Source organism: Streptomyces sp. NPDC051907, assembly GCF_040681075.1.
Lineage (GTDB): Bacteria > Actinomycetota > Actinomycetes > Streptomycetales > Streptomycetaceae > Streptomyces.
Genome location: NZ_JBFAYB010000005.1, coordinates 132,241 through 149,156 on the forward strand (window position 1 = coordinate 132,241; position 16,916 = coordinate 149,156).

Genomic DNA, 16,916 nt, shown 5'->3' on the forward strand with positions numbered 1-16,916 from the left:
GGGCACGGCCGGGACTCTGGGGTCAGAGTCCCGGCCAGACCCGTCAGACCTCTTCGACGCTGCTCGGCTCGCGCCGGGACAGGTCGATACCGAGCTCCTCCGCAGCGCGGAAGACGTCCTCGTCCGTGTCGCGCATCTCGATGGACATGCCGTCCGAGGAGAGCACCTCCACGTTGAGGCAGAGCGACTGCATTTCCTTGATGAGCACCTTGAAGGACTCGGGAATGCCCGGCTCGGGGATGTTCTCGCCCTTGACGATGGCCTCGTAGACCTTCACGCGGCCGGTGACGTCGTCGGACTTGATGGTCAGCAGCTCCTGGAGGGCGTAAGCGGCGCCGTAAGCCTCCAGCGCCCACACCTCCATCTCGCCGAATCGCTGGCCGCCGAACTGGGCCTTACCACCCAGCGGCTGCTGGGTGATCATCGAGTACGGACCGGTCGACCGAGCGTGCAGCTTGTCGTCGACCAGGTGGTGGAGCTTGAGGATGTACATGTACCCGACCGAGATCGGGTCCGGGAACGGCTCGCCGGAGCGGCCGTCGAACAGGTTCGCCTTGCCGGACGGCTGGACCAGGCGGTCGCCGTCGCGGTTGGGGATCGTGGCCTCGAAGAGACCGGCGATCTCGTCCTCGCGGGCGCCGTCGAAGACCGGCGTCGCGACGTTGGTTCCGGGCTCGACCTGGTCGGCGCCGATGGCCTGCAGACGCTGAGCCCAGTCGTCCGCCAGACCGGAGACGTCCCAGCCGCGGCTGGCGAGCCAGCCGAGGTGGATCTCCAGGACCTGTCCCGGGTTCATTCGGGACGGGACGCCCAGCGGGTTGAGGATGATGTCGACCGGGGTGCCGTCCTCCAGGAACGGCATGTCCTCGATCGGCAGGATCTTCGAGATGACGCCCTTGTTGCCGTGACGGCCGGCGAGCTTGTCACCGTCGGTGATCTTGCGCTTCTGCGCCACGTACACGCGCACCAGCTGGTTCACACCGGGGGGAAGCTCGTCGCCCTCCTCGCGGTCGAAGACGCGCACGCCGATGACCTTGCCGGTCTCGCCGTGGGGCACCTTCAGCGAGGTGTCGCGGACCTCGCGCGCCTTCTCGCCGAAGATCGCGCGGAGCAGGCGCTCCTCCGGGGTCAGCTCGGTCTCGCCCTTGGGCGTGACCTTGCCGACCAGGATGTCGCCGGCGACGACCTCGGCGCCGATGCGGATGATGCCGCGCTCGTCGAGGTCGGCGAGGACCTCCTCGGAGACGTTCGGGATGTCCCGGGTGATCTCCTCGGGGCCCAGCTTGGTGTCACGGGCGTCGACCTCGTGCTCCTCGATGTGGATCGAGGAGAGGACGTCGTCCTGCACGAGGCGCTGCGACAGGATGATCGCGTCCTCGTAGTTGTGACCCTCCCAGGGCATGAAGGCGACCAGCAGGTTCTTGCCGAGCGCCATCTCGCCGTCCTGGGTGGCCGGACCGTCGGCGAGGACCTGGCCCTCGACGACCCGGTCGCCCTCGTTGACGACGACCTTCTGGTTGACCGAGGTGCCCTGGTTGGAGCGGGAGAACTTGGCGACGCGGTACGTGGTGTACGTGCCGTCGTCGTTGGCGACCGTGATGTAGTCCGCGGAGACCTCCTGGACCACACCGTCCTTCTCGGCCTTGATGACGTCGCCGGCGTCGACCGCGCAGCGGTACTCCATGCCGGTGCCGACCAGCGGCGCCTCGGCCGTGATCAGCGGAACGGCCTGGCGCATCATGTTCGCGCCCATGAGGGCACGGTTGGCGTCGTCGTGCTCGAGGAAGGGGATCATGGCCGTCGCGACCGACACCATCTGGCGCGGCGAGACGTCCATGTAGTCCACGTCGGAGCCCGGCACGTAGTCGACCTCGCCGCCACGGCGGCGGACCAGCACACGGGCCTCGGCGAACCGCAGGTCGTCGGTGAGCGCGGCGTTGGCCTGCGCGATGACGAAGCGGTCCTCCTCGTCGGCGGTCAGGTAGTCCACCTCGTCGGTGACCTGGTCGTCGACGACCTTGCGGTACGGCGTCTCGACGAAGCCGAACGCGTTGACCCGGCCGTAGGAGGCGAGCGAGCCGATCAGACCGATGTTCGGGCCTTCAGGGGTCTCGATCGGGCACATGCGGCCGTAGTGCGACGGGTGCACGTCACGGACCTCGAAGCCGGCCCGCTCACGGGAGAGACCACCCGGGCCAAGCGCCGACAGACGGCGCTTGTGGGTGAGACCCGACAGCGGGTTGTTCTGGTCCATGAACTGCGACAGCTGGCTGGTGCCGAAGAACTCCTTGATGGAGGCGACGACCGGCCGGATGTTGATCAGGGTCTGCGGCGTGATCGCCTCGACGTCCTGCGTGGTCATGCGCTCGCGCACGACGCGCTCCATACGAGCCAGACCCGTGCGGACCTGGTTCTGGATGAGCTCGCCGACGTTGCGCAGACGACGGTTGCCGAAGTGGTCGATGTCGTCGGTCTCGACGACGATCTGGGTGCCGGACTCGCCCACCGTCTCGGTCTCGCCGGCGTGCAGCTTGACCAGGTACTTGATGGTCGCGATGACGTCGTCGACGGTGAGCACGCCGGCGTCCAGCGGCTCGTCGGCGCCGAGCTTCTTGTTCACCTTGTAGCGGCCGACCTTGGCGAGGTCGTAGCGCTTGGGGTTGAAGTAGAGGTTCTCGAGCAGCGTCTGAGCGGCCTCGCGCGTCGGCGGCTCGCCCGGGCGCAGCTTGCGGTAGATGTCGAGCAGCGCGTCGTCCTGGCCCTGGGTGTGGTCCTTCTCCAGGGTGGCGCGCATGGACTCGTACTCGCCGAACTCCTCGAGGATCTGCTCGGTGGTCCAACCGAGAGCCTTGAGCAGGACGGTCACGGACTGCTTGCGCTTGCGGTCGATGCGGACACCGACCATGTCGCGCTTGTCGATCTCCATCTCGAGCCAGGCGCCCCGGGAGGGGATGATCTTGGCCGTGAAGATGTCCTTGTCGGACGTCTTGTCGATGGAGGAGTCGAAGTAGACGCCCGGCGAGCGGACGAGCTGCGACACCACGACACGCTCGGTGCCGTTGATGACGAAGGTGCCCTTGTTCGTCATGAGCGGGAAGTCGCCCATGAAGACCGTCTGGGACTTGATCTCGCCGGTCTCGTTGTTGGTGAACTCAGCGGTGACGAAGAGCGGGGCGGCGTACGTGAAGTCGCGCTCCTTGCACTCGTCGATGGAGTTCTTCGGAGGCTCGAAGCGGTGGTCGCGGAAAGTCAGCGACATCGACCCGGAGAAGTCCTCGATCGGAGAGATCTCCTCGAAGATCTCCTCCAGACCGGACTTGGTGGGGACGTCCTGTCCGTTCTCCAGAGCCGTCTCGACACGAGCCTTCCACGCGGCATTGCCGAGCAGCCAGTCAAAGCTCTCGGTCTGCAGCGCAAGGAGGTTCGGAACCTCGAGGGGCTCCTTGATCTTTGCAAAGGAGATGCGCAGCGGGGCAGTGCTGGCGCCGTTGTTCGTATTCGCGGTCGAGGCGTTGCGCGAGGCGGCCAAGAGGGGGTCCTTCCGAGGGCTCGGACTCACTACGCGCGTACCGGTCCCACGCTGGGCACGGAGAAAGACGTTCCTGATTGGGCAAATCGCCAGGTCAGGAATGTTCAGTCAACGGTGCTCGTACGTGGGGATGCCCCTGGTGACGGGCAGGGGGCAGCTAACAGGCAGCGCAAAGGGTCAGTGTAGCCACTTGGCACACTGATGTCCAGTGCGGGTTTTCGAGACCCTCGTTGTTCTCAACTCCGCGGCACCCTCGCGCCGTGTGGCGCACCTCGATACTGCCCGTTCGGTCGTCGATCCATGCCTCGGTTCCGGATCGTTGTGACGACGCGTCCTGAGAATTGCGCGCTGCGTGCGGTTCGTCAAGGCCCCCCAGCCCAACCGGGGCTGCTGAGACACCGCGAGGCGTACGACGAAGATCACGATACCCCGCGTAAGCGGAAGGGCAAGGCTGACGCCACGGCAACGACAAAGGGCGACCACCCGTACGGGTGATCGCCCTTCGCTGCGCCCTGTACGCGGCCCTATGCGGAACCGCAGTCAGGACTCAGAGTCACTTGACCTCGACGGACGCGCCAGCGGCCTTGAGGGACTCGGCGGCCTTCTCAGCGGCCTCCTTGGCGACCTTCTCGAGGACCGGCTTCGGGGTGCCGTCGACGAGGTCCTTGGCCTCCTTCAGGCCGAGGGAGGTCAGCTCACGCACGACCTTGATGACCTGGATCTTCTTCTCGCCGGCGCCGGTGAGGATGACGTCGAACTCGTCCTGCTCCTCGACGGCGTCGACAACGGCGCCCGGGCCGGCCGGACCGGCGACGGCGACGGCCGCGGCGGCGGTGACGTCGAACTTCTCCTCGAAGGCCTTCACGAACTCGGAGAGCTCGATGAGGGTCATCTCCTCGAACTGCGCGAGCAGGTCGTCCTGGGACAGCTTCGCCATGATGGCGTCCTTCCACTAATTCGGCAGGTGCCGGATGTACATGTAGGCGGGCGTACGTTCGGCCCGCTGCGACCGTCGCCCTAGCGGGCGGCGATCAATGCGCGAGCCGAATTACTCGGCACCGCCCTGCTCGGCCTGCTTGGCACGAAGCGCCTCCGCGGTGCGGACGAACTTCGAGGGAAGCGCCTGGAAGAGCTGAGCAGTCTGCGTCTGCTTGCCCTTGAAGGCGCCCGCCAGCTTGGCGAGCAGAACCTCGCGGGACTCGAGGTCCGCAAGCTTCTTGATCTCATCGGCGGACAGCGCCTTGCCATCAAGGACACCGCCCTTGATGATCAGGTTCGGGTTCTCCTTGGCGAAGTCACGAAGACCCTTCGCCGACTCCACCGGGTCACCGGTGATGAAGGCAACCGCCGTCGGACCAGTGAACTGGTCGTCGAGCGAAGTGATCCCGGCCTCGTTGGCCGCAATCTTGGTCAGCGTGTTCTTCACCACGGCGTACTGGGCGTTCTCACCGAGCGAACGACGCAGCGTCTTGAGCTGCGCCACGGTGAGACCCCGGTACTCGGTCAGCACGGCGGCGTTCGAGCTGCGGAACTGGTCCGCGAGCTCGGCTACCGCGGCAGCCTTGTCGGGCCTTGCCATAGAGCGTCGGCCTCCTTCCGGGTGATGAGGACCGCTCAGAAGGGGCTGAACAAAACGAAACGCCCCGGCGCAGGCGCACGGGGCTCAGCTCGACCGGATCAGATCCGGGAACTTCTCCACAGTCACCTACGCGGGTCGTCCGCAGCTAGCGGATCCTTCGGCCGCCGCACACTCTTACGAGCACACGGCAACGACCAGCGGTCTTTGGCTTCTGGAGGAGAGTACGGGACGGAATCCCGGTCAGGCAAATCGGGCCATCGGGAGATCCAGACCACGGGGGGGCGAGGCCGGCTGGGTCGGGCGCGGGGCGGTGCGACGGAGCGGGCTCGGGGGCGGAGGCGGGGCTGAGGCGGGGCTGAGGCGGGGCCACGGGAAGCCGCCCAGCGCCCTTCAGGGCCCGATGCGGCCTGGCGGGCGGGACGGCGGGAGCCGCCCAGGCGTCGTACGGCCGGTCCGGCGCCGGAGCCGCTCAGGGCGGAGGAGCCCGGACGGGCACCGGCCCGACGCGGCGGCAGGCCGGTCAGGGCCGACTAGGCCAGACGGGCGAGGCGGCAGGAGTCGCTCAGCGCCCCGCAGAGCCGGCCCGGCGGGCCGCGCCGGAGCCCTCAGGGGCCGACGAGGCAGGGCGGGCAGGACGACGGGAGCCGCCCAGGCGTCGTACGGCCGGTCCCACCGGAGCCCTCAGGCCGACGAGGCCCTGAAAGGCAGCGGCCCGTCAAGGCGACTGAAGCCGTTCATGGCCCCTCAGGGCCGACGAGGCCCGAGCAAGCGCTGGGCAGTGCGGGTCTCAGCGGGGGCGGCTAGGAGCCGCTCAGGACCGACGCGGCCGGACGGCCGCGGGGCGGGCGAGGCGACAGGAGCCGCTCAGCGCGGTCACGGCGGTAAGGCGGCCTCGCCAGAGCCCCACGGCCGATGCGACCGGCCGGGCGGGACGACGGGAGCTGCCCAAGGCGTCGTACAGCCGATCCGGCACCCATAGCCCTCTCGGGGCCGACGGGACCGGACGAGCACTGGTCCAGCGAGGCGGCAGGCGCCCCTCAGCGCCTCTCCGGAGGCCTCGCCGGAGACCTCAGGGCCGGCCGGCCAGGCGGGAGGCTGCCCCGGCGTCGTACGGCCGGTCCCACACCAGAACTCCTCAGAGCCGACAACGCCCTGACGGGCACCAGCCCGTCAGGGCGACTGAAGCCGTTCATGGCCCCGCAGGGCGGAGGAGGGCCGGACGAGGACCGGCCGAGCCACGCGGCAGGAGCCGCTCAGCGGCCCCCAGGGCCGCCCGGCAGAGGCAGGACCACTCCACCGGACCCCGGTCGCCGGGACAGAGCCAAGAGCCCGCCCGGGCTGGCGCAGGGGGCCGTCCGGGCCGGAGGGGCAGGGATGCCGGTCCGGACGGGCTGCCCGGCGCTCAGGGCCCGGGTGGGGCCGTTACGACTTGTCCGCGGACTTCAGGCCCTCGCTGAGCTCCTTGAACATCTCCATCAGGTCGACGGTCTCGCCCGCCGGCGGCGGCGTCACCGTGGCCTTGGAGCCGTAGTCGGAGTACTTCGCGACGACCTTGATCTTGCCCTCGGGGGTGTCCATCCCGATGTTCATCCGCACCGGGTACTCGTCCTCGTTGACCCAGACCTCGGTGTCGTACCCCTTGACGCCGGCCTTCTTCATGTTCTCGGTGAGCTTCTTGCGCTCCTGCTCCTTGAGCGACGTGAACTGCTTGTTCGTCTTCATCATCTCTTCGAGCGTGAGCGTGCCCTTGTAGTGCTGGGTCTCCACGCCGTCGACCTTCGCCGGGCCGACGTGCTTGAGGTTCGGCGACTCGAGCAGCATCGCCAGCTGCTGGGCCGGGTCCTGGTTCATGCTCTCCAGGTTGCCGGTCATCTGCTTCTGGATCGCCTTGTCGCCGGAGAGCTCGGCCATCTTGCCCAGGTCCATCTTGACCCAGCGCTTGCCGTCCATCTCCTTGGCCTGCTTGGCGCCCATGTCCATGTACATGACGTTGTCGAGCCACACCATGCGGACCTGCTCCGGCGCGCCGGGCTCCGCCTCGAAGGCCTCGCCCTTCATGGTCATGTCCATCACCGTGGGGTCCCACCCCATGGTGCCGGTCACCTCCATGTCGCCGTCGCCGCCCTTGACCCCGGCCGGCATCTCCATCGTCATGTGGACCTTGGCCGACTTGGCGGCCGCAGTCTTCTTGTACGCGGCCGTCAGGACCTGCGTCACAGCCTCGCGCGACTGCGTCTGAGGCTTCTCAGACCCCCCGGTCGCCTTCTTCTTCTCCCCTTCGCCGCTCTGACAGCCGGCGACTCCCGCCACGAGCGCTACAGCCGTCAGAGAGACGCCCACGCGCTTCCATGCGGATTTGGTCATGTCCCCACCCCTTGTTTTTCTTGCGAACTCCTGAACGGTAGCTCACCCGTACGACAGAGGGCAGCAGAAAAAACCGGCTCCCGCGCCTCAAGTGAGGTGCGGGGGCCGGTTTTTCAGTACGCGAGACCCGCGACTGCCGTCAGTGTCAGACGGCGGCCGGGTCCTCCTCGACGAGGAGGTTGCGGGTGCGGTTGGCGTCCAGCGGGATGCCGGGGCCCATCGTCGTCGTCAGGGTCGCCTTCTTGATGTAGCGGCCCTTGGCGGCGGACGGCTTCAGACGGAGGATCTCCTCCAGCGCCGCGGCGTAGTTCTCGACCAGCTTCGTCTCGTCGAAGGAGACCTTGCCGATGATGAAGTGCAGGTTCGAGTGCTTGTCGACGCGGAACTCGATCTTGCCGCCCTTGATGTCGTTGACAGCCTTGACGACGTCGGGGGTGACCGTGCCGGTCTTCGGGTTCGGCATCAGACCACGCGGGCCGAGGACGCGGCCGAGGCGGCCGACCTTGCCCATGAGGTCCGGGGTGGCGACGACGGCGTCGAAGTCCAGACGGCCCTTCGCGACCTCGTCGATCAGTTCGTCGGAGCCGACGATGTCGGCGCCCGCGGCTTCCGCCGCCGCAGCACGGTCACCGGTCGCGAAGACCAGGACCCGGGCGGTCTTGCCGGTGCCGTGCGGAAGGTTGACGGTGCCACGGACCATCTGGTCGGCCTTGCGCGGGTCGACGCCCAGGCGGAAGGCGACCTCGACGGTGCCGTCGAACTTGGTGGAGGTGGTCTCCTTGGCGAGACGGACGGCCTCGAGGGGGGCGTAGTTACGCTCCCGGTTGATCTTGGCGTCCGCAGCGCGGAGAGTCTTGCTGCGCTTCACTTCTGCTCCTGTTGCAGTTACACCATGCGGCTCGGCCGCGTGGCAGGTGTGGGAGTCGTGGTGCAGGCCAGCGCTTGGCCCTACCACTGAGGTCATACGGGGGCTGATCAGCCCTCGACCGTGATGCCCATCGAACGGGCGGTGCCAGCGATGATCTTCGACGCGGCGTCGAGGTCGTTGGCGTTCAGGTCGGGCATCTTCACCGTGGCGATCTCGCGGACCTGGGCGCTGGTGAGCTTCGCGACCTTGGTCTTGTGCGGCTCGCCGGAGCCCTTGTCCACACCCGCGGCCTTGAGGATCAGCTTGGCGGCCGGCGGAGTCTTGGTGACGAAGGTGAAGGAGCGGTCTTCGTAGACCGTGATCTCCACCGGCACGACCATGCCACGCTGCGACTCGGTCGCGGCGTTGTAGGCCTTGCAGAACTCCATGATGTTGACGCCGTGCTGACCCAGCGCGGGACCGACCGGCGGAGCCGGGTTGGCCGCACCGGCCTGGATCTGGAGCTTGATAAGCCCCGTGACCTTCTTCTTCTTGGGAGGCATTGCTCTCTCCGGGTCCTAGTGAGAGTTTTCGGCACTCCACCCGATCATCCGGATGGAGGCATACCGCACAACGATAACGGGTATAGCTGCGCGGCCAAAAACCGGGCAGGTCAGGCTGGCTGCGAGAGCCTGCCTGACCTGCCCGGAAGATCTTGTTCCAGAGGCCCTGATACGGGTCAGTTCTTCTGGATCTGGTCGAAGCTGAGCTCGACCGGGGTCTCGCGGCCGAAGATCTCGACGAGGCCCTTGACCTTCTTCGAGTCGGCGTTGATCTCGTTGATCGTCGCCTGCAGCGTCGCGAACGGGCCGTCGGTGACGGTGACCGAGTCGCCGACCTCGAAGTCCAGCACCTGGACCTCGACCTTGCGGGCCGGAGCCGGCTTGCCCTCGGCCTCGGCGGCCTCGCGGGCGGCCTTCTCCTCGGCCTCCGGGGCGAGCATCTTGACGATCTCGTCCAGGGTCAGCGGGTACGGGTCGTAGGCGTTGCCCACGAAGCCGGTGACGCCGGGGGTGTTGCGCACGACGCCCCACGACTCGTTCGTCAGGTCCATGCGGACCAGCACATAGCCGGGGAGCTTGTTCTGGCGGACGTTCTTGCGCTCGCCGTTCTTGATCTGGACGATCTCTTCCTCGGGCACTTCGGCCTGGTAGATGAAGTCCTCGACGTTCAGCGAGACGGCGCGCTGCTCCAGGTTGGCCTTCACACGCTTCTCGTAGCCGGCGTACGTGTGGATGACGTACCACTCGCCGGGCAGGCCGCGGAGCTCGTCGCGCAGCGCGGTGATCGGGTCGACCGGAGCCTCGGGCTCGGCCAGCTCCTCTTCGCCCTCGTCCTCGTCCTCGTCAGCATCGGCGTCGGCGTCGACGGCCTCTTCGGCGGACTCGTCCTCAAGGGCGGCGCCGTCCTCGAGAGCGGTCTCGTCCTCGTCCTCGTCGACCTCGACGGCGGACTCGTCCTCGACGTGGATCGCGTCCACCTCGGCCGGCTCGCCCGCAGCGGCGTCGGCAGCCTCGGCCTGGTCCGGGTCCACAGCGTCCGCCGCCTCAACGATGTCGAGCTGGTCCTCGATGGACTCAAAGCTCTCGCCGGGCTCAGTGGCGTCGTTCAGGTTCGGGTCAGACACGGTGGCTGCTTCTTCCTGGCTACAGATGGGGTGGAACATGCGAAAGGGGCGCCGGGTTCAGGCGCCCTCCGCGGATCAGCCAAAGACGTACTTGACTGCTTCCTGGAAGCCATAGTCAATCACGGTCACAAGGCCGATCATGACGACAACGAAGACAATCACCACGGTGGTGTACGTCGTCAGCTGGCTGCGAGAGGGCCAGACGACCTTGCGCAGCTCGGCGACGATCTGGCGGTAGAAGAGCGCGAGACGGCCCAGAGGGCCCTTCTTTCCGCGCTTGCCGCCCTTGCGGTTCTTCTTCGACTGCGGCGCCTCGTCCTCGGCATCAGGCATGTCGATGGAGCCCACGGCGTCCGTCACGATCTCTCACCTGATTCCGGGTCGGCCGTGCCGCACCCGGTCGGAGCCGCACGGCGGTGCATTGAAGTACGTACATGCGCACACATCCCTGCTGAAAGGTGTGTGTAGCAGGGCCGGAGGGACTTGAACCCCCAACCGCTGGTTTTGGAGACCAGTGCTCTACCAATTGAGCTACGACCCTTTGTGGATTCCCCCAACCTACCGCATCCGACCGGATGCACGGAGTGCGCGGTTCGGACGTGGCTGGTGAGGGCCAACGACGAGTGAGTGTACGTGGTCGCGGCCCTGACGTCGAACAGAAGGCCCCGCGGGCCGTTCATGAACGTTTTCGCGTCCGCCGCCCGAACGCCCCCTGCCCGCCGCTCGACCGCCCTCTCCCCGCCGCCCGGCCACCGGCTGTCCGCCGCCCGCGGCCTGACCGTCCGTCGCCTGGGCGCCGCCCGTCCGGGGCGCGCCCTCTGCCCTGTCCCTGCTCTGTCCCTGCTCTGTCCATAGCTCTTTCCGCGCTCTGCCCGTGCTCTTTCCGTCCTTTCTGTCCGTCCTTCGAAACCTGTGTGCCGGGTCGGTTTCGCGTCTGGGACGATGGCCGTATGAGCGCTGCAACCTCTCCCACCGAGCGCCGGGTCTCCGCCCGCATCGGCGCGATCTCCGAGTCCGCGACCCTCGCCGTCGACGCCAAGGCCAAGGCCCTCAAGGCCGCCGGCCGCCCGGTGATCGGCTTCGGCGCGGGCGAGCCCGACTTCCCGACGCCCGACTACATCGTCGAGGCCGCCGTCGAGGCCTGCAAGAACCCCAAGTACCACCGGTACACGCCGGCCGGCGGCCTGCCCGAGCTGAAGAAGGCCATCGCCGCCAAGACCCTGCGCGACTCCGGCTACGAGGTCGACCCCGCGCAGATCCTGGTGACCAACGGCGGCAAGCAGGCGATCTACGAGGCGTTCGCCGCGATCCTCGACCCGGGCGACGAGGTCATCGTCCCGGCGCCGTACTGGACGACCTACCCCGAGTCCATCCGCCTGGCGGGCGGCGTCCCGGTCGACGTCGTGGCCGACGAGACCACCGGCTACCGGGTCTCCGTGGAGCAGCTGGAGGCGGCGCGCACGGAGAACACCAAGGTCGTGCTCTTCGTCTCCCCGTCCAACCCGACCGGCGCGGTCTACAGCGAGGCCGACGCCCGCGCGATCGGCGAGTGGGCTGCCGAGCACGGCCTGTGGGTGCTGACGGACGAGATCTACGAGCACCTGGTCTACGGCGACGCGACCTTCGCCTCGCTCCCGCAGCTCGTCCCGGCGCTGCGCGAGAAGTGCATCGTCGTCAACGGCGTGGCCAAGACGTACGCCATGACGGGCTGGCGCGTCGGGTGGATCATCGGCCCGAAGGACGTCGTGAAGGCCGCGACGAACCTCCAGTCGCACGCCACCTCCAACGTCTCCAACGTCGCGCAGGTGGCCGCCCTGGCCGCCGTCTCCGGCGACCTGGACGCCGTCGCGGAGATGCGGAAGGCCTTCGACCGCCGCCGCCAGACGATCGTGAAGATGCTGAACGAGATCGACGGCGTGCTCTGCCCGACCCCCGAGGGCGCGTTCTACGCGTACCCCTCGGTGAAGGCGCTGCTGGGCAAGGAGATCCGCGGCCGGCGTCCGCAGACCTCCGTGGAGCTGGCCGCGCTGATCCTCGACGAGGTCGAGGTGGCGGTCGTTCCGGGCGAGGCCTTCGGCACGCCGGGCTATCTGCGGCTGTCGTACGCGCTGGGCGACGAGGACCTGGTCGAGGGCGTCTCGCGGCTCCAGAAGCTGCTCGCCGAGGCGCGCGACTGACCCGCTAACAGATGCTGACAGGTACTGAATTCAGTAGCTGATCGAGCCAGCAGACGGGCTCCCGGCCGATGCGGCCGGGAGCCCGTTTCTTCGTTCGGGCAAGGACCCGATCGGGGAAAGGGGCTGCCGTACGGCGGGCGGGTGCGGCAAGATCCTGCAATGGAGCACGTTCGAAACGTAAGTCTGCTGCCGAAAGCCCATCTGCATCTGCACTTCACCGGGTCGATGCGGCCCGGCACCCTGCTCGAACTCGCCGACAAGTACGGCGTGCATCTCCCCGAGGCTCTGACCAGCGGCGAACCGCCGAAGCTCCGGGCGACCGACGAGCGCGGCTGGTTCCGCTTCCAGCGCCTGTACGACATCGCGCGCTCCTGCCTGCGCTCCCCCGAGGACATCCAGCGACTGGTGCGCGAGGCGGCCGAGGAGGACGTCAGGGACGGCTCGGGCTGGCTGGAGATCCAGGTCGACCCGACGTCGTACGCGCCGATGCTGGGCGGTCTGATCCCGGCCCTGGAGATCATCCTGGACGCCGTGGACCGCGCCGCGCGGGACACCGGTCTCGGCATGCGCGTGCTGGTCGCGGCGAACCGGGTGAAGCACCCGCTCGACGCCCGCACCCTGGCGCGGCTCGCGGTGCGCTACGCGGACCGGGGGGTCGTCGGGTTCGGCCTCTCCAACGACGAGCGCCGGGGCATGGCGCGGGACTTCGACCGCGCGTTCGCCATCGCCCGGGAGGGCGGCCTGCTGGCGGCCCCGCACGGCGGCGAGCTGACCGGCCCCGCGTCCGTGCGCGACTGCATGGACGATCTGCGGGCGGCCCGGATCGGACACGGCGTACGGGCGGCGGAGGATCCCCGCCTGCTGCGGAAGCTGGCCGAACGGGGGGTGACCTGCGAGGTGTGCCCGTCGTCCAATGTGGCGCTGGGCGTGTACGAGAAGCCGACGGACGTGCCGCTGCGGACGCTGTTCGAGGCGGGGGTGCCGATGGCGCTGGGGGCCGACGACCCGCTGCTCTTCGGCTCGCGGCTGGCCGCGCAGTACGAGCTGGCGCGCGGGTCCCACGGCTTCACGGACGCGGAGCTGGCGGAGCTGGCCCGGCAGTCGGTGCGGGCGTCGGCGGCGCCGGAGGGCGTCCGGGCCAAGATGCTGTCGGGGATCGACGACTGGCTGTCGAGCTAGCCGTGCGTCTCAGGATCTGACGCGCCTCAGATGCCGGCGCGTCCAGATGCTGACGCGTCTCAGATGCTGACGCCGACCGTCACCGGCTCGTTGACCAGGGTGATCCCGAACGCCTCGCGCACGCCCGCCACGACCTCGCGGGCGAGGGCGAGCAGGTCCTCGGTGGTGGCCTCGCCGCGGTTGGTGAGCGCGAGCGTGTGCTTGGTGGAGATACGGGCCGGGCCGGAGCCGTAGCCCTTGGTGAAGCCCGCCTTGTCGATCAGCCAGGCCGCGGAGGTCTTGGTGTGGCCGTCGCCCGCCGGGAACGCGGGCGGGGCGGTGTCCGGGCCGAGGCGGTCGTGGACCCGGGCGAGGAAGGCGTCGAACGCCTCCTCGGACAGGATCGGGTTGGTGAAGAAGGACCCGGCCGACCAGGTGTCGTGGTCCTCGGGGTCGAGCACCATGCCCTTGCCGGCACGCAGCTTGAGCACCGTCTCACGGGCGTCGGCGGCCGGCACGCGGTCGCCGGCCTCGACGCCGAGGGCGCGGGCTGTCTCGGCGTACCGCAGCGGCGCGGACAGCCCGCCGGCGTCCTCCAGCGCGAAGCAGACGCGCAGGACGACATAGCGGTCGGGGTCCTGCTTGAAGCGGCTGTGGCGGTAGGAGAAGTCGCACTCTGCGTTCGGGATCACGACGGTCTCGCCGGAGCGGCGGTCGTAGGCGATCACCTCGGTGATGGTGCTGGAGACTTCCTGCCCGTACGCGCCGACGTTCTGGATCGGGGTGGCGCCGGCCGAGCCGGGGATGCCGGCCAGGCACTCGACGCCCGCCAGGCCCGCCTCGACGGTCCGGGCGACGGCGTCCGTCCACACCTCGCCCGCGGCCAGCTCGAGCGCCGTGCCGTCCAGCTCGAATCCGGTGGTCGCGATGCGCAGGGCCGTGCCGTCGAAGCCCTTGTCGCCGATGACGAGGTTGCTGCCGCCGCCGATGATCAGCAGCGGCGTCCCGGCGGCGTCCGCCTCGGCCACGGCGGCGATCACCTCGGCGTCGGTGGTCGCCGTGACAAGGCGCGTGGCGGGCCCCCCGAGCCGGAAGGTGGTGAGGGGGGCGAGGGGGGCGTCGTGAAGTTCCTGCACGGGGACAAGAGTACGGTCCGCGGCCCCGCCGGTCGGGCGGGGCCGCGGAACGCGGGGCTGGGGCGGGCGTACGGGCCCTCCCGCCGGCCTCAGGCCGTGCCGCCGACGCCGGCCGGCTCGCGGTCCTCGACGTCCGGGCCGGAGCCCGTGTCCGGTCCGGAGCCCGTGTCCGATCCTGCGGCCTTGGAGACCTCGGACTTCGAGACCTCCGCCTCCGCCTCCGGAGCCTTGTCAGCAGGCTGCTGCGCCTGGCGGGAGGGGATCAGCAGCGCCGTCAGGGCCGCGACGGCCACCGCCGCCGCGCCGATCCACAGGGCGGGCACCGTGCCGTCGGTGAAGGCGGTCGGGGACTCGTACCCGCCCTGCGCCGCGAAGACCGCGCCGAGGACGGCGACGCCCAGCGCCCCGCCCACCTCGCGCAGCGCGTTGTTCGCGCCGGAGGCGATGCCCTGCTCCGCGGGACGGACGCTGGACATGACCACGCTGGCCGCGGGGGCGAAGTACAGCGCCATGCCCACGCCGCTGAGGATCAGGGCAGGAAGCTGGGCCGCGTACGACACTCCCGGCTCCAGGACCAGCGCGAAGAGCCCGAGCCCGACCGCCTGGAGCGCGAGGCCCGCCGCGACGACCGGACGGCCGCCGATCCTGTCGGAGAGGATTCCGGCGATCGGCGCGACGATCAGCGGCATGCCGGTCCAGGGCAGCATCCGCAGTCCCGCCTCGGTGGGCGAGTATCCGGCGACGCCCTGCAGGAACTGGCTGAGCAGGAAGATCGAGCCGAACATGCCCAGGAACATCAGCAGGCTCGCCACATTGATCCCGAAGAAGGCCCGGTCGCGGAAGAGCCGCATGGGCAGCATCGGGTTCTTGCCGACGATGCCATGGCGTACGAAGGCGAGGATGAGCGCGGCGCCCACGATCAGCCCGCCCAGGATCGGCGTGCTGGTCCAGCCGTCCGCCTGGCCGTTGACCAGGGCGTACACGATTCCGAAGAGGCCGGCGCTGACGAGCAGCGTGCCGCGCACGTCGAGCTTGGCGTCGGGGGCGTAGGACTCGTCGAGGCGGAGCCGGGCGAGCGGCAGCAGGGCCAGGCCGATCGGAACGTTGAGCCAGAAGATCCACTGCCAGGCGATGTGCTCGGTCAGGGTGCCTCCGATGAGGGGTCCGCTGGCGACCGCGAGACCGGTCACCGCGCCGAAGATCCCGAGCGCCGCACCGCGCCGAGCCGCCGGCACCGCCGCGGTGAGCAGGGTCAGCGTCAGCGGCATCATGATCGCCGCGCCGACGCCCTGGACCGCGCGGGCGGCGATCAGTCCGTCGATGCCGGGCGCGAGCGCCGCCGCGGCGGAGGCGCCGGTGAAGATCGTCAGACCGACTATGAAGAGCCTGCGCCGGCCGAACCGGTCGCCGAGCGCGGCGCCCAGCATCAGCAGCACGGCGAAGGTGAGGGTGTACGCGCTCACGGTCCATTCGAGGTCCTCCAGCGCTCCCCCGAGGTCCTCGCGGATGGAGGGGAGGGCGGTGGTGACGACGAGGTTGTCCAGGGCCGCCATGAATCCGGCGACGCTGGTGATGACGAGTGCCCAGACGGCGCTTCCGCGGCGGGCTGCTTGCTGGTTCATCGCTTCCCCAGATTGGTTAGTTATTAATGACTAACTTTGTTGGACAGACCTCGGCCCGAGAGAACGGGCAGGTCACTCCATCAGCGCGGAGGCCGGATGTCGGACATATCGAGCCCGGACCACACACGGTGGTCCTCCGGGAAGCCCAGCGCCACCAGAACGTTGATCAGCATGCCGCAGCCCAGGAAGTCGACCGTCTGCCGCGTCTCCCCTGCGAACGCGACGTTGGCCTGGTCCCAGATCTCGGCCCAGCCGGCCCTGATCCGCTCGCCGAACTCGTGGTCCCCCGCCGCCTCGGCCGAGGCCACCGCGACATAGGTCTGCATCTGCATCAGCAGCTTGTCGCGGTCGTCGATCAGTCCCATGTACGCCGCCGCCATGGCCTCGAGCGGCGAGCTGCCGGGCTTGCGCTCCAGGGCGTCGGCGAACGCCTGGGGCGTCTCCTCCAGACAGCGGAGCGCGGCGGCCAGGAACAGCTCCCTCTTGTTCTTGAAGAGGCGGAAGAGATACGGCTGCGATACGCCGACCCGCTTCGCGATCACCTCGGTGGAGGTGCCGTGGTAGCCACCGCGCCCGAACTCGGTGATCGCGGCGCGGATGACGCTCTCGCGTCGCTCCTCTGCGCTCATCCTGGTCATGAGAACTAAGTTAGTGACTAATCACTTACGAGTCAAGAGGGGATGGGCGCGGGCGGGCGCAGGACGGGCATGCGTAAGGGGCGCCCCTCAGGGAGGGGCGCCCCTTACCCAAGCTCTATGGCGCGAGGTCCATGCCGCGAGCTCAATGGCTCTGTGGCTCTATCGCGAGCTCTATGGCG

The 16,916-nt window shown here is 68.9% G+C and carries 13 protein-coding genes and 1 tRNA gene; 2 read left to right on the plus strand and 12 right to left on the minus strand.

From position 1 onward, the window contains the following. Positions 1-43: 43 nt before the first annotated feature. From rpoB to AB0M39_RS05515, 9 genes are all read right to left on the minus strand, one after another. The gene (rpoB, locus tag AB0M39_RS05475) at positions 44-3,529 is read right to left on the minus strand and encodes a DNA-directed RNA polymerase subunit beta (RefSeq protein ID WP_365360418.1); all 3,486 of its coding nucleotides are present in this window, start codon (positions 3,527-3,529) and stop codon (positions 44-46) included. Positions 3,530-4,082: 553 nt separating this feature from the next. Beyond that, positions 4,083-4,466, minus strand: coding sequence for a 50S ribosomal protein L7/L12 (gene rplL, locus AB0M39_RS05480; RefSeq protein ID WP_365360420.1), 384 nt, complete (start codon positions 4,464-4,466; stop codon positions 4,083-4,085). A 111-nt stretch (positions 4,467-4,577) separates the two neighbouring features. Beyond that, complete coding sequence (gene rplJ / locus AB0M39_RS05485; RefSeq protein WP_356633366.1) at positions 4,578-5,108, minus strand: 50S ribosomal protein L10; 531 nt, start codon at positions 5,106-5,108, stop codon at positions 4,578-4,580. Positions 5,109-6,530: 1,422 nt separating this feature from the next. Then, the gene (locus AB0M39_RS05490; protein ID WP_365360422.1) at positions 6,531-7,472 is read right to left on the minus strand and encodes a hypothetical protein; all 942 of its coding nucleotides are present in this window, start codon (positions 7,470-7,472) and stop codon (positions 6,531-6,533) included. Between the two features lie 145 nt (positions 7,473-7,617). Further along, positions 7,618-8,340: a 50S ribosomal protein L1 gene (gene rplA / locus AB0M39_RS05495; RefSeq protein WP_365360424.1), complete on the minus strand. Its 723-nt coding sequence runs from the start codon at positions 8,338-8,340 to the stop codon at positions 7,618-7,620. Positions 8,341-8,447: 107 nt separating this feature from the next. Further along, complete coding sequence (gene rplK / locus AB0M39_RS05500; protein WP_365360426.1) at positions 8,448-8,882, minus strand: 50S ribosomal protein L11; 435 nt, start codon at positions 8,880-8,882, stop codon at positions 8,448-8,450. Between the two features lie 176 nt (positions 8,883-9,058). Continuing rightward, positions 9,059-10,006 carry a transcription termination/antitermination protein NusG gene (gene nusG, locus AB0M39_RS05505; RefSeq protein ID WP_365360428.1) on the minus strand — a complete coding sequence of 316 codons (948 nt, stop codon included), beginning with the start codon at positions 10,004-10,006 and terminating at the stop codon, positions 9,059-9,061. Between the two features lie 75 nt (positions 10,007-10,081). Beyond that, positions 10,082-10,366: a preprotein translocase subunit SecE gene (gene secE, locus AB0M39_RS05510; RefSeq protein ID WP_365360430.1), complete on the minus strand. Its 285-nt coding sequence runs from the start codon at positions 10,364-10,366 to the stop codon at positions 10,082-10,084. Positions 10,367-10,474: 108 nt separating this feature from the next. Then, a tRNA-Trp gene (locus AB0M39_RS05515) sits at positions 10,475-10,547 on the minus strand. Positions 10,548-10,956: 409 nt separating this feature from the next. Here AB0M39_RS05515 and AB0M39_RS05520 point away from each other — a divergent pair. Together AB0M39_RS05520 and AB0M39_RS05525 are read left to right on the plus strand one after the other, a co-directional pair. Further along, positions 10,957-12,183, plus strand: a complete 1,227-nt coding sequence (locus AB0M39_RS05520) for a pyridoxal phosphate-dependent aminotransferase (RefSeq protein WP_365360432.1) — start codon at positions 10,957-10,959, stop codon at positions 12,181-12,183. A 159-nt stretch (positions 12,184-12,342) separates the two neighbouring features. Beyond that, positions 12,343-13,362 carry an adenosine deaminase gene (locus AB0M39_RS05525; protein ID WP_365360434.1) on the plus strand — a complete coding sequence of 340 codons (1,020 nt, stop codon included), beginning with the start codon at positions 12,343-12,345 and terminating at the stop codon, positions 13,360-13,362. Positions 13,363-13,421: 59 nt separating this feature from the next. Here AB0M39_RS05525 and AB0M39_RS05530 read toward each other — a convergent pair whose 3' ends face one another. From AB0M39_RS05530 to AB0M39_RS05540, 3 genes are all read right to left on the minus strand, one after another. Further along, positions 13,422-14,477 carry a UDP-N-acetylmuramate dehydrogenase gene (locus tag AB0M39_RS05530; RefSeq protein WP_365360436.1) on the minus strand — a complete coding sequence of 352 codons (1,056 nt, stop codon included), beginning with the start codon at positions 14,475-14,477 and terminating at the stop codon, positions 13,422-13,424. Positions 14,478-14,566: 89 nt separating this feature from the next. After that, complete coding sequence (locus AB0M39_RS05535) at positions 14,567-16,099, minus strand: DHA2 family efflux MFS transporter permease subunit (protein WP_365360438.1); 1,533 nt, start codon at positions 16,097-16,099, stop codon at positions 14,567-14,569. An 80-nt stretch (positions 16,100-16,179) separates the two neighbouring features. Beyond that, positions 16,180-16,737, minus strand: coding sequence for a TetR/AcrR family transcriptional regulator (locus AB0M39_RS05540; protein WP_365360440.1), 558 nt, complete (start codon positions 16,735-16,737; stop codon positions 16,180-16,182). Between the last annotated feature and the right edge of the window lie 179 nt (positions 16,738-16,916).